12 protein-coding genes are annotated in these 13,201 nt (G+C 42.2%); 5 read left to right on the forward strand and 7 right to left on the reverse strand.

From position 1 onward, the window contains the following. Positions 1 to 16 precede the first annotated feature (16 nt). Together KO473_RS17600 and KO473_RS17605 are read left to right on the forward strand one after the other, a co-directional pair. Positions 17 to 1,489, forward strand: coding sequence for a SusD/RagB family nutrient-binding outer membrane lipoprotein (locus tag KO473_RS17600; protein ID WP_005821028.1), 1,473 nt, complete (start codon positions 17 to 19; stop codon positions 1,487 to 1,489). Between the two features lie 24 nt (positions 1,490 to 1,513). Continuing rightward, positions 1,514 to 2,518 carry a metallophosphoesterase family protein gene (locus KO473_RS17605; RefSeq protein WP_005780325.1) on the forward strand — a complete coding sequence of 335 codons (1,005 nt, stop codon included), beginning with the start codon at positions 1,514 to 1,516 and terminating at the stop codon, positions 2,516 to 2,518. A 141-nt stretch (positions 2,519 to 2,659) separates the two neighbouring features. Here KO473_RS17605 and hisB read toward each other — a convergent pair whose 3' ends face one another. From hisB to KO473_RS17630, 5 genes are all read right to left on the reverse strand, one after another. Further along, a complete protein-coding gene (gene hisB, locus KO473_RS17610; RefSeq protein WP_005807455.1) occupies positions 2,660 to 3,784 on the reverse strand; it encodes a bifunctional histidinol-phosphatase/imidazoleglycerol-phosphate dehydratase HisB in 1,125 nt (374 codons plus the stop codon). 5 nt (positions 3,785 to 3,789) lie between these two features. Further along, positions 3,790 to 4,827 (reverse strand): histidinol-phosphate transaminase, encoded by a 1,038-nt coding sequence (gene hisC, locus KO473_RS17615; RefSeq protein WP_005821031.1) that lies wholly within the window; start codon positions 4,825 to 4,827, stop codon positions 3,790 to 3,792. After that, entirely contained in the window at positions 4,824 to 6,110 is a 1,287-nt protein-coding gene (gene hisD / locus KO473_RS17620) for a histidinol dehydrogenase (protein ID WP_216035111.1), read from the reverse strand. Before hisD ends, hisC begins: the two co-directional genes overlap by 4 nt. Positions 6,111 to 6,146: 36 nt before the next feature. Further along, positions 6,147 to 6,998: an ATP phosphoribosyltransferase gene (gene hisG, locus KO473_RS17625; protein WP_005807457.1), complete on the reverse strand. Its 852-nt coding sequence runs from the start codon at positions 6,996 to 6,998 to the stop codon at positions 6,147 to 6,149. Positions 6,999 to 7,244: 246 nt separating this feature from the next. After that, positions 7,245 to 7,736, reverse strand: coding sequence for a PaaI family thioesterase (locus KO473_RS17630; RefSeq protein WP_005780335.1), 492 nt, complete (start codon positions 7,734 to 7,736; stop codon positions 7,245 to 7,247). 121 nt (positions 7,737 to 7,857) lie between these two features. Between KO473_RS17630 and KO473_RS17635 the strand changes: the two genes are divergently transcribed. Next, complete coding sequence (locus KO473_RS17635) at positions 7,858 to 8,565, forward strand: pirin family protein (RefSeq protein WP_005821036.1); 708 nt, start codon at positions 7,858 to 7,860, stop codon at positions 8,563 to 8,565. 77 nt (positions 8,566 to 8,642) lie between these two features. Here KO473_RS17635 and KO473_RS17640 read toward each other — a convergent pair whose 3' ends face one another. Next, positions 8,643 to 10,652, reverse strand: a complete 2,010-nt coding sequence (locus KO473_RS17640; protein ID WP_005821038.1) for a protein-disulfide reductase DsbD — start codon at positions 10,650 to 10,652, stop codon at positions 8,643 to 8,645. Between the two features lie 97 nt (positions 10,653 to 10,749). Continuing rightward, positions 10,750 to 11,049, reverse strand: a complete 300-nt coding sequence (locus tag KO473_RS17645) for a Dabb family protein (protein ID WP_005780342.1) — start codon at positions 11,047 to 11,049, stop codon at positions 10,750 to 10,752. Positions 11,050 to 11,150: 101 nt separating this feature from the next. Between KO473_RS17645 and udk the strand changes: the two genes are divergently transcribed. Together udk and KO473_RS17655 are read left to right on the forward strand one after the other, a co-directional pair. Beyond that, positions 11,151 to 11,759, forward strand: coding sequence for a uridine kinase (gene udk / locus KO473_RS17650; RefSeq protein ID WP_005780344.1), 609 nt, complete (start codon positions 11,151 to 11,153; stop codon positions 11,757 to 11,759). A gap of 2 nt (positions 11,760 to 11,761) precedes the next feature. Next, a complete protein-coding gene (locus tag KO473_RS17655; RefSeq protein WP_005780346.1) occupies positions 11,762 to 13,153 on the forward strand; it encodes a transglycosylase SLT domain-containing protein in 1,392 nt (463 codons plus the stop codon). Positions 13,154 to 13,201 lie beyond the last annotated feature (48 nt).

Consider the following 13,201-nt stretch of genomic DNA (forward strand, 5'->3'; position numbering starts at 1 on the left):
AATAAGAATTTATAAAATGAAAAAGATATTATTATTTATGGCATCCATATGGATGTGCGTATCCTGCGGAAACCTGGAAAAGATGAATATAGATCCGGACAACGCCACTCAAACCCATCCCAAACTTTTGCTGACACAAATCAGTATGAATGCATTCAAAAGAGGAACCGACGGAATGTATGCTACTAAAAAAGTGATTCAGACTGACGGAGAAAGTGCCGACCAATACTACAAATGGACACGGGGAAGCTTTGGCTACTACAATAACCTGAGAAATGTACAAAAAATGGGTGAAGAAGCCGAACGTGTGAACGCTCCGGTATATACGGCGCTTACCAAATTCTTCCGTGCCTATTACTTCTACGAACTGACCTTACGCTTTGGGGACATTCCTTACCGCCAAGCCTTAAAAGGAGAAAAAGAAGAGATCTATACTCCTGAATACGATACTCAGGAAGATGTTTTCACGGGCATCCTTCAAGAACTGAAAGAGGCAGATGAAATACTGGCAAATGACGCCTCTGTAATTGATGGTGATATTATTTACAATGGTAATGGCAATCAATGGAGAAAGCTGATCAACTCTTTCCGGTTGAAAGTACTGATGACTCTTTCGAACCATACGACTGTGGGGAATCTTAATATTGCCTCCGAATTCAAGGCCATTGCAACAGGCAGCCCACTAATGGAAAGCCTGACCGACAACGGGCAGCTGGTTTATCTGGATCAACAAGGGAATCGATACCCTCAGTTTAACGCACAATGGTCCGGCTATTACATGGATGATACTTTTATCCAACGAATGCGTGAACGTCGGGATCCACGGCTTTTTATCTTCAGCGCACAAACCAATAAAGGAAAGACTGAAGGAAAGGCCATCGACGATTTCAGCTCTTACGAAGGAGGTGACCCGGCAGCTCCTTACAGTGATGCTATCATTAAAGTAAGTGAAGGAACCATATCACCTATCAATGACCGTTTCCGCACAGACCCTATTGTAGAACCAACCATGTTAATGGGGTATGCAGAACTGCAACAGATTCTCGCCGAAGCTGTCGTACGAGGATGGATCAATGGCAATGCGCAAACATATTATGAGAATGGTATCCGTGCCTCTTTCTCCTTTTATGAAACACATGCCAAAGCCTACGCCTCTTATCTCAATGCCGATGCGGTCAACCGATACTTACAGGAACCTTTGGTCGCCTTCGACAAAGCTGCCAACGTAGACGAACAGATAGAGCGCATCATTATGCAAAAGTACCTTGTAACCTTCTATCAAGGCAACTGGGATTCTTTCTACGAACAATTGCGCACCGGTTACCCGGACTTCCGCCGGCCTGCCGGAACAGAGATCCCTAAACGTTGGATGTATCCGCAAGGTGAGTACGACAATAACGGAGCTAACGTAGAAGCGGCCATCATGCGGCAGTTTGGTACAGGAAATGATAAAATCAATCAAACCACCTGGTGGCAAAAAAAAGACTAACCCAAATTCAAAAAAGTTATAACGATGAAAAAAATAATTCTAAGCAGTGCACTGCTACTGGCAAGCTTATGCGGACAGGCACAACAGGCTCCAGAAAAAATAAACTTCAATAAGAACGGAGAATTCAAGATTGCACAGTTTACCGATATGCACCTGGGACATGACCAGGAAAAAAACATGATTGTAGCAGACATGATAAAAGAAGTACTTGACTCTGAAAAGCCGGATCTTGTGGTTTTCACAGGAGACATTACCACGATGGACGAGGTCAGCCAGGCATGGGAAGCCATAGCCGGCGAACTCGCCACTCGCCAGCTCCCCTGGACTGCCGTCTTGGGTAACCACGATGATGAATATGCAGTAAAACGGGATGAGATTATACGTATCATCCAGCAACAACCTTATTGTATGATAAAAAACATCGCTGAAGGTATTAAGGGAGAAGGTAATCACATTATCCCAATCTATGGTTCGGCAGATAACAAAAAAGTAGCTGCACTGCTCTACTGTCTGGACACGAATGCCTACTCAAAACTCAAAACAGTGAAAGGATACGATTGGATCGGACAATCACAAATCAACTGGTATACCCGTGAAAGCCAAAAATATACCGAGCAGAACGGAGGACAACCTCTGCCCGCATTAGCTTTCCTCCATATTCCATTGCCGGAATATACTCAGGCATGGGAGTCATTTGATACCAAACGATACGGCGACCGCAACGAGAAAGAATGCAGCCCAAACATAAATAGCGGAATGTTTACCCAAATGCTGGAATGCGGTGATGTGATGGGAATTTTTGCCGGTCATGACCATGTGAACGACTACATCGCTACACTTTACAATATCGCTTTGGGGTACGGACGCGCTTCGGGCGGTAAAAACACTTATGGTGACAAAACACCCGGCAGCCGTATGATCGTTCTTAAAGAAGGTAAACGGGAATTCGACACTTGGCTTCGTGAGAAAGAAAATACGGAAAAGCTAAATGTCTGCACCTATCCGGACTCGTTCGTGAAAAAGAAATAGAGATCCTTCTTTTTCAGCTTACACAAAACGTTCTATAAGGAAAGTTACAGAGTTATTCATAAATCCCCCTTTTATAATAAACGTGCATTTATTACAAAAGGGGGATTTATAATTAAAAAAGCAAAGATAATCCTTGATTCTTTACAGTACCCCTTTACTGGATGGCAATTCAAAATGATAAATATCCCGTTTCAATGCCATTTTCAGTGCACGGGCCAAAGCTTTGAAAATACCTTCTATCTTATGATGTTCATTCTGTCCCTCGGCTTTGACATTCAAATTCATCTTGGCAGCATCGCTCAACGACTTAAAAAAGTGTAGAAACATCTCAGTGGGCATCTCTCCTATTTTTTCACGTTTGAATTCGGCATCCCATACTAACCAAGGACGACCTCCGAAATCAAGGCATACCTGGCAAAGGCAATCATCCATGGGTAAAGCATAGCCATAACGTTCAATTCCACGTTTACTGCCCAGCGCCTGATAAATACAATCGCCCAAAGCTATGGCCGTATCCTCTATGGTATGATGCTCGTCTACCTCCAGATCACCCTTCACCCGAATGCTCAGATCCATGCCGGAGTGCTTACCGATCTGCTCAAGCATGTGGTCGAAAAAGCCCAATCCGGTAGAAATTTCACAGGCACCATTACCATCCAAGTTGAGAGCTACCCAAATATCCGTTTCCTTTGTCGTACGATGCACTTCTGCTTTTCGTTCTCCTGCAAAAAGAAATTCAGTTATCCGGTCCCAGTCTGTAGTAGCAAGGACACAGTAGGATTCTAATCCCTTTTCTTTCAATAAGTCAGTGTTCTCCTGAAGATAGATAGCACGGCAACCTAAATTTTTGGCAAGTTCGACATCTGTCGGACGGTCACCTATGACAAAACTGCCTTCCAGATCATATTCCGGATTAGAAATGTATTTAGTCAGCATACCGGTACGCGGCTTCCTCGTAGGTGCATGATCTGCCGGCATACTACGGTCTATCAATATATCATCGAACGTAATACCTTCTCCCTCTAAAGTTTTCAGCATCAGATTGTGGGCCGGCCAGAATGTCTCCTCCGGAAAAGAAGAAGTACCCAGTCCATCCTGGTTGGTCACCATAACAAATTCAAAGTCGAGTTTACTATGGATAAATCCCAGATTACGAAAGACTTTAGGATAAAACTCAAGCTTCTCCAAAGAATCGAGTTGATAGTCGATGGGAGGTTCGATGACAAGAGTGCCATCACGGTCTATAAACAGTACTTTTTTTTTCATTTTTCCTATTGATATTTTTTCAGTGCTCCAATCAGTCTGGCATTCTCAGCCCGTGTACCTACAGTTACACGAAGACAATTACCACACAATGAAATGGAATTTCTGTTACGTACAATAATTCCCTCTCCCACCAGGTAGTTATAAATCTTCACCGCATCGGTTACACGCGCCAGGAAAAAATTCGCATTCGACGGAAACACCTGTAACACGCAAGGCAGCTCAATAAAAGCTTCTTCCAGATATCCCCTCTCCTCTTTCAACGTTTTTACCCAACGTTCTATCTCGTAATATTTGTGAAGCATCTCTATAGCTTGCTGCTGGGTCAACTGATTCACATTATACGGATATTTAATTTTGTTCAGGATTGCGATAATCCCTTCGGAAGCAAAGGCCATTCCCAAACGAATGGCTGCGCACCCAAATGCCTTGGAAAAGGTCTGTAAAACAACCAGATTCGGATATTTATCCAACTCGGATAAGAATGACGGTTGGTCAGAGAAGTCATTGTAAGCTTCATCCAAAATAACCAATCCTTCGAATCCGCCAATGACCTTTACTATCTCAGAACGAAGCAGATCGTTTCCCGTGGGATTATTAGGAGAACAAATAAAAATCATCTTTGTCCGTTCATCCGCCGACGCCAACAACTCTTCAGCCGAAAACTGGAAATCATCGTGGAGTAACACTTTGCGATATTCCACATCATTGACATCGGCACAAACCTGATACATGCCGTATGTAGGATCAATGGCTACTACGTTATCTTCACCCGGTTCACAGAAAGCACGGAATACCAGGTCGATAGCTTCATCACTGCCATTCCCGAGAAATATATGGGCGGGAGGTACTTTTTTGATTTTAGATAACTCCGATTTCAGATCCCGCTGCATCGGATCGGGATAACGATTGTGCGGTAAGTTATAGGGATTCTCGTTAGCATCCAAAAAGACGGATGCAGCCGCTCCGTTATATTCGTCACGAGCCGAAGAATAAGGTTTTAGCCTCCAGATATTCGACCGGGTTAATTCTTGCAATGTTCTCATTTTCTTATCTCCTTTAATCTAACGGTTACTGCATTTTTGTGTGCATCCAAATGTTCATTTGCAGCCATTACTTCGATAGCCGGACCAATAGCAGCCATTCCATCAGGAAGTATCTCCTGAAAGGTAATTTTACGGATGAAACTGTCGAGACTTACCCCACTATAAGCTTTGGCATAACCATTCGTTGGCAGGGTATGATTAGTTCCCGAAGCATAATCACCTGCACTTTCGGGAGAGAAGGCTCCCAAGAATACAGAACCGGCATTAATGATCCGTCCGGATACTTCCATGTAATTCTTAGTCTCAATAATCAGATGTTCTGGCGCATAAGCATTAGTCAATTCCAGCGCCTCATCCATATCCTTCACTAATATCAACTTACTATTGGCCAAAGATTTCTCGGCAATGTCGCGGCGGTTCAGATAGCCCAACTGTCGCTCAACTTCATATACGACTTCCGTTTGCAATTTTTCAGACGTCGTAATCAACACAGCCTGACTATCCACTCCATGTTCCGCCTGAGACAGAAGATCAGCGGCAACAAACACTGGATTAGCAGATTCGTCAGCCAGCACTTCTACTTCTGAAGGTCCGGCCGGCATATCAATGGCTACATCCCTCAAGCTAACAAGTTGTTTGGCTGCTGTAACATACTGGTTTCCCGGACCAAATATCTTATAAACCTTAGGAATACTCTCTGTTCCGTATGCCATAGAAGCAATGGCCTGTACTCCACCCACCTTAAATATTTTGCTGACTCCGGCCAAATGGGCAGCAAAAAGGATTGCCGGATGCACTTTCCCATTTTTGTCAGGTGGTGTGCAAAGTACAATCTCTTTGCAGCCGGCAATCTTGGCAGGAATTGCAAGCATAAGCACGGTAGAGAATAAAGGGGCCGTTCCTCCGGGGATATATAAGCCGACCTTTTCAATGGCTACTGCCGTCTGCCAACAAGTAACCCCTTCCATAGTATCTACCTTTTTCCCCTCAAAACGCTGTGCAGCATGGAAAGCCTCAATATTGCGTTTAGCCAGATAAATGGCAGCTTTCAATTCTATAGGAACCTCTTTTTCAGCTTCTTCAATCTCTTCGAGTGTAACGGCCAGTGAAGTGAGTTCGGCTTTATCAAACATAGCTTCATACTCCATCACCGTCCGGTCCCCACCAACTCTTACACGATTAATAATATCACGTACAGTATCAAAAAGGCTTTCTGTGTTGAGTACGGGCCGCTTCAGAATTTCATCCCACTGCGATCTATCGGGGTATTTAATCAGTTTCATTATTTTTTTAATTAAAAGTTCAACAAACAGACTCGCTTAAATAATCATCTTTTCAATAGGCAATACTAAAATTCCCTCCGCTCCCAGTGCTTTCAGTTTGCCTATAATCTCCCAAAATCGTTTTTCATCAAGTACTGTATGCACAGAGCACCAGCCTTCCTGTGCCAATGGCATTACGGTAGGACTCTTCATCCCCGGCAATACGGCAATAATATCATCCAACTTATCTTTAGGTGCATTCATCAATACATATTTTTTATCTTCGGCTGTTTTCACGGCATCCATACGGAAAAGCAATTCGTCCAATACCTCTTTCTTCTCTTTACTCATATTCTTATTGCCTATCAGCAGAGCTTCCGACTTCATCACGACCTCCACTTCTTTCAGACGATTGCTGACCAACGTAGAACCGGAACTGACAATATCAAAAATGGCATCCGCCAGTCCGATGCCTGGAGCAACCTCTACAGATCCGGTAATGACATGAACCTCGGCTTTAACTCCATTACTTTTCATGAAATTATCCAGAATTCCCGGATATGAAGTAGCAATTTTCTTTCCATTAAACCAACTTAGACCGGGATATTCAATATCTTTGGGCATAGCCAGAGATAAACGACATTTGCTGAATCCAAGACGCTTAATAATTTCTGCGTCTTCTTGTTTTTCTACGAATTCATTTTCTCCCACTATACCAAGATCAGCAACTCCCGTAGCCACAGATTGTGGAATATCGTCATCACGGAGGAAAAGCACCTCAATTGGAAAATTAGACGACTGTACGAGTAAAGTACGTTTAGTTGTGCTCAGTTTGATGTCTGATTCTTCAAGAAGGGCCATCGTTTCTTCAAAAAGGCGCCCCTTGGCTTGTACTGCGATTCTTAACATAATTACAATATCTTAATTTACAATTTAAATTCAATATCCGGAAAATAAAAAAGGCCCACCTTATCGGTAAGCCTCGTATTCTATCATATATATACACAATATCATCCTGCCCACCGAGTTATTCGATCGAGTAATGATGATGGCGATGTGTAATAGTAATGTTCATATCTTCATTCTTTATGCGACAAAAATAAACTATTAGTTCCGAATCACCAAACAATTATCAGAAAAACTTCCGTTTTTCTTTCAAATCAAAGGGAGTATCTCTTCATCTTCTACTCCACATGATAAAAAGTGCATCTCTTCTTTAGCTTTTTCCTTCGGAAAAGTGAAATAAGTGCAGATCGCTTCCGTACACAATTCTCCATTTTTGTTATAAAGACGTGCCTCTATCAGTACAATATTGCGTTTCACCTCTTTAATATGTGCCTTGAGTACTACATGCGAATCATTAGTATTGATCGACTTACGATAGCGAGTTTCCATTTTCGATGTCACTCCTGTCGTCTGTAACTTCCGGAGAACCACCCAGGCACAGATTTCATCGAGAAGTACCGCCTGAATGCCTCCATGCAACGTATCAATCCATCCTTGGTATTCGGGACGCGGACGCCAGATACTTATCACTTCATCATCCTCTTCATAAAATTCCATTTTCACACCGGCTTCATTGTTGGGAGCACAACCAAAGCAATTATATCCTTCCATTCCCTTCCAAGGATTAATAATCTTTTTCATACTTTCCTATTTTAAATCGCTCAAAGATATAAATCTTTTTGTAAAATGCACAATTCTCGCTACCAGAACTTTATCTATCATTCATTTGTTATACGAATATTCTATTGAAGAAAGGAAAAATATGAAAACAGTAGTAGACAAAGCCTCCTCCAGAGGTTATTTCAATCATGGCTGGCTTAAAACCTACCATACATTTAGCTTTGCAAACTATTACAACCCATCGAGAATGCATTTTGGCGCATTGAGAGTGCTGAATGATGACAGTGTAGCTCCATCAATGGGATTTGATACACATCCTCACCAGAATATGGAAGTGATTTCTATTCCCTTGAAAGGTTATCTGAGACATGGTGACAGTGTAAAAAACACCCAAACCATCACTCCCGGCGATATCCAAGTAATGAGTACGGGTAAAGGTATCTTTCACAGCGAATATAATGGCAGCGATAAAGAACAGTTAGAATTCCTACAAATATGGATATTTCCGAGAATCGAGAATACAGAACCGGAATATAACAACTACGATATCCGCCCCTTACTGAAAAGAAACGAACCGATCTTGATTATCTCGCCTGACGGTAAGGTACCTGCTTCCATCAAACAAGATGCCTGGTTTTCCATGGGAACATTTGATGCCGGAAAAAGCTTTGAATACAAATTGCACCAAGAAGGCAACGGAGTTTATATCTTCATCATCGAAGGGGATGTGAAGGTTGCAGATAATCTGTTATCAAAGCGTGACGGTATCGGACTCTGGGATACGAAGAACTTTAAAGTGGAGGTAATCCAGGAAGCAACTTTATTGTTAATGGAAGTACCAATGCGATAAAGCAATAATAAAACATAAGAAAGGCTGCCCCGCTTTATGCGAAGGCAGCCTTTCTTTTCATTTATTGAACACACTATTTATTTTTCTTTCCGGTAGTTCTCAAGTCCGGTCTGCAAGAAGTCTATATACTTGGATATATCTTCATCATAAGCATATGACTTGTTCAGCGGCTTACCTTCATTATCAATCAAAACATAAAAAGGCTGGGCATTGGCACCAAATTTCACACGCTGCAGATAACTCCATTTATCACCTACCGTACGCAGAGTACGTTCTGTTCCATTCTCTGTAATCTTCACCGGTTCAGTAAGTGGAGTCTTGTTATCAACATAAAGGGTAATCAATACATAATCATTATTGATAATGCTACTTACCTTCGGATCAGTCCATACGGCAAGCTCCATCTTACGACAGTTCACACAACCATATCCTGTAAAATCGAGCATCACCGGTTTGTTATGCTGGCGGGCATATTCCATACCCAAGTCATAATCGTCGAACTTAGCATGTACCTCATTGGTATAAAGATTAAAGTCCTGAGTCTTCATAGGTGGTGCAAACGCACTGACAGCCTTCAAAGGTGCTCCCCACAGGCCCGGAATCATATAAATGGCAAAAGCCAAAGAGATCAGTGCCATGAAAAAACGAGGAACGCTCACTTTCGTATCATCGTCATCGTGTGGAAACTTGATCTTGCCTAACAGATAAAAACCAAGCAAAGCAAAAATCACAATCCACAAAGCAAGGAAAGTTTCACGATCCAGAATTCTCCATCCATATGCCAAATCGGCAACAGACAGGAATTTTAGAGCAAAAGCCAATTCCAAAAAGCCCAATGTTACTTTAATCACATTCATCCAGCCTCCTGACTTAGGCATTGATTTCAGCCAAGACGGGAATAAGGCGAATAAAGTGAACGGCAGAGCCAGCGCAATGGCAAAACCGAGCATACCAATCGCAGGAGCAACTACGCTGCCGGTAGTAGAAACCTGTACTAACAGGAATCCGATAATAGGGCCTGTACAAGAGAAAGATACAAGCGATAATGTAAATGCCATCAAGAAAATACTCAGTAATCCGCTGGTAGCTTCTGCTTTACTATCTACAGCCGTACTCCATTTTGCAGGAAGTGTCAGTTCGAAAGCTCCAAAGAAAGAGGCGGCAAATACGATCAACATCAGACAGAACAGAATATTGAAGACCGCATTGGTGGAAAGAGCATTTAGCGCACTGGCACCAAATATCAAAGTAATGGCAAGTCCCAATGCCACATAGATCACAACGATAGATGCACCATAAGTCCATGCATCACGGATACCTTTCTTTTTATCTTTGCTCCTTTTTAAAAAGAAGCTTACCGTCATCGGTATGATAGGCCATACACAAGGAGTAAACAAGGCCAGCAAACCTCCCAGGAATCCTGTAATAAAGATATAGATCCAAGACATATCTTCCTGAGAATTTGCTTCTCCGAACTTCTTCAAATCATTAATAACCGGCTTCCATAAATCAATGCTGCCTACAGCAGGAGTAACAGCAGTAGCTGCCGGTTCTATAATACTATCAGAAACTGATGCGACAGGCTCTTCAACCGATGCTGCAGGAGTCTCTTTTACCGAAGTTGCAGCAGTTACAGCCGCCTTACCCGAAAGCTTGAAAGGGACTTGTGTAGGAGGTAAACAGTTTTCATCGTTACAAGCTCCATACTCCATATAACCTTCAATTGAATAATCATTGCCGGTAAACTTTATCTTTTGTACGAACTGGGCTGTCTTTTCAAAATAACGCACCTTCATTTCGAATAGCTTATCAAAGCTCGAAACTTCTTTTCCCCTCGGGGTCAATTTACCAACCACTTCGGCACCTGATATCTTATCCACATTAAAAGTAGCAGAAATAGGACCACCATCACCCAGATCGGTAGAATATACATGCCAACCGGCTTCAATCGTACCAGTAAAAACGATTTCGGCTTCAGCACCCGATAGGGTTTTCAGCTCTGTTTTAAACTTTACAGGCTCTTGTATCTGCGCCTGTGTCGTAAACACAACCAGCAGTAAAAGCAGAAAAGAGGATAATTTCTTCATTCTTTAATTTTTTATGATGTTTCTAAAAATATAACAGCTATCGAAATTTCCAGGTTTGAGTTTTCGGCAAATCTTAAATAGCTATCATTTTTTATAACTAAAATTCATAATCTACACACGCCCGGCTCTCTTTCGTTTCCGCCAGAATTTTACCGGCAGCCACATGTTCGGGATGGGTAGCGTAGAACTTTACATCATCCAGATTATCAAATTCACTATACAACGCAATATTCCAGGTTTCCCCCGGATTCATATTCAGCCCGACCTCAATCTTACGGATCACAGAGATTTTAGCAGGCAATGCTTCGATAGCTTCTTTAAAACTATTCATCACAACGAGTTTCTTTTCTACAGAAACATCGTCTCTTAACTTAAATAATACAATGTGTTTTACCATTACGTTGTTATTTTAATTATTTGTTTTTATATTTGTCAGCCGAAGTTGTTTTTTACAATTGCAAAATTACTCTATTTGTTTCAAATATACACTATAAAAGGATGTTAATAATAGGAATAGCAGGCGGAACAGGCTCAGGAAAGACCACCGTCGTACGGAAAATCATTGAGAGTCTGCCGGCTGGCGAAGTAGTATTACTGCCACAGGATTCATACTATAAAGACAGCAGTCATGTGCCGGTGGAGGAACGGCAGAACATCAATTTTGATCATCCGGACGCTTTTGAGTGGAGCCTTTTGTCTAAACATGTTTCCATGCTGAGAGAAGGCAAGTGCATTGAGCAGCCCACCTATTCCTATCTGACCTGTACCCGTCAGCCCGAAACGATACATATTGAGCCACGTGAAGTTGTCATTATCGAAGGTATACTGGCCCTATGCGACAAAAAACTGCGTAATATGATGGACCTGAAAATATTCGTCGATGCCGATCCTGATGAACGGCTGATACGCGTCATCCAACGTGATGTAGTGGAACGGGGCCGTACGGCAGAAGCTGTAATGGAACGATACACACGCGTCCTGAAACCCATGCATTTGCAGTTCATCGAACCTTGTAAGCGTTATGCCGACCTGATTGTCCCTGAAGGGGGAAGCAATCAAGTAGCTATCGATATATTGACCATGTACATCAAAAAACACATCGGTTAGTCATGAAACGGCACCTCGTAGTTTACTCTCTCTTTTTCCTGCTCTTCTGTATACTGTCCTGCCGTAATAAGCAGGTAATCGTTACAGAAGATACCTCGGCACACGATCTGGAGCAAATCAAAGATAGTGGCGAACTCGTCGTTCTCACTCTTTACAGTTCAACATCTTATTTCATTTACCGTGGGCAAGACATGGGTTTCCAGTATGAGCTCAGTGAACAATTCGCTAAAAATTTAGGCGTAAAATTACGCATAGAGGTTGCCAAGAATGTACCGGAATTAATCCGGAAATTGCTGAATGGTGAAGGAGATCTTATCGCATATAATATTCCAATTACCAAAGAATTAAAAGACAGTCTGATTTATTGCGGTGAAGAAGTGATCACCCACCAGGTGATTGTTCAACGAAACACCGGAAAAATAAAACCACTGAAGGATGTAACCGAATTGATCGGCAAAGATATATACGTGAAACCTGGCAAATATTACGAGCGGTTGGTCAATCTGGATAAAGAGCTTGGCGGAGGTATTCATATTCATAAAGTAACTAATGACAGCATTACCGCTGAAGACCTGATAACTCAGGTTGCACAAGGTAAAATCCCCTATACAGTTGCGGATAATGATGTAGCCAAACTGAATGCTACTTATTATCCCAATCTGAATACCGGCCTTTCTATCAGTTTTGACCAACGGGCTGCATGGGCAGTGCGTAAAGATTGCCCGCAACTGGCAGAAGCAGCAAACAAATGGCATAAAGAAAATATGACCTCACCTGCGTATACAGCCAGTATGAAAAGATATTTCGAAATCAGCAAAGCAATGCCCCACTCTCCCATCTTGTCTTTAAAAGAAGGCAAAATCTCTCACTACGATAACTTATTCAAAAAATACGCCAAAGAGATAGGCTGGGACTGGCGCCTGCTGGCATCTTTAGCTTATACAGAATCCAACTTCGATACAACTGCCGTATCATGGGCAGGAGCAAAGGGATTGATGCAATTAATGCCCGCTACCGCACGTGCAATGGGAGTCCCACCGGGAAAAGAGCAAAATCCGGAAGAAAGTATCAAAGCTGCCGTAAAATATATTGCAGCCACAGACCGTAGTCTGAGTATGGTTCCAGATAAACAGGAGCGGATTAAATTTATCCTCGCTTCATATAATGCCGGATTGGGACATATTTTTGACGCTATTGCACTGGCAGATAAATATGGCAAAAATAAAACGGTATGGACCGATAATGTAGAAAATTACATCCTACTGAAAAGCAATGAAGAGTACTTCACCGATCCGGTGTGTAAAAACGGATATTTTCGTGGAATAGAAACATATAATTTTGTGAGAGATATCAATTCGAGGTACGAATCGTACAAGAAAAAAATAAAAAGCTGAAATGCTTCTAAAGTCTGCAATCAAAAAAATTGCAGACTCTTGACAACG

It is taken from the genome of Bacteroides sp. HF-4919 (assembly GCF_018860125.1).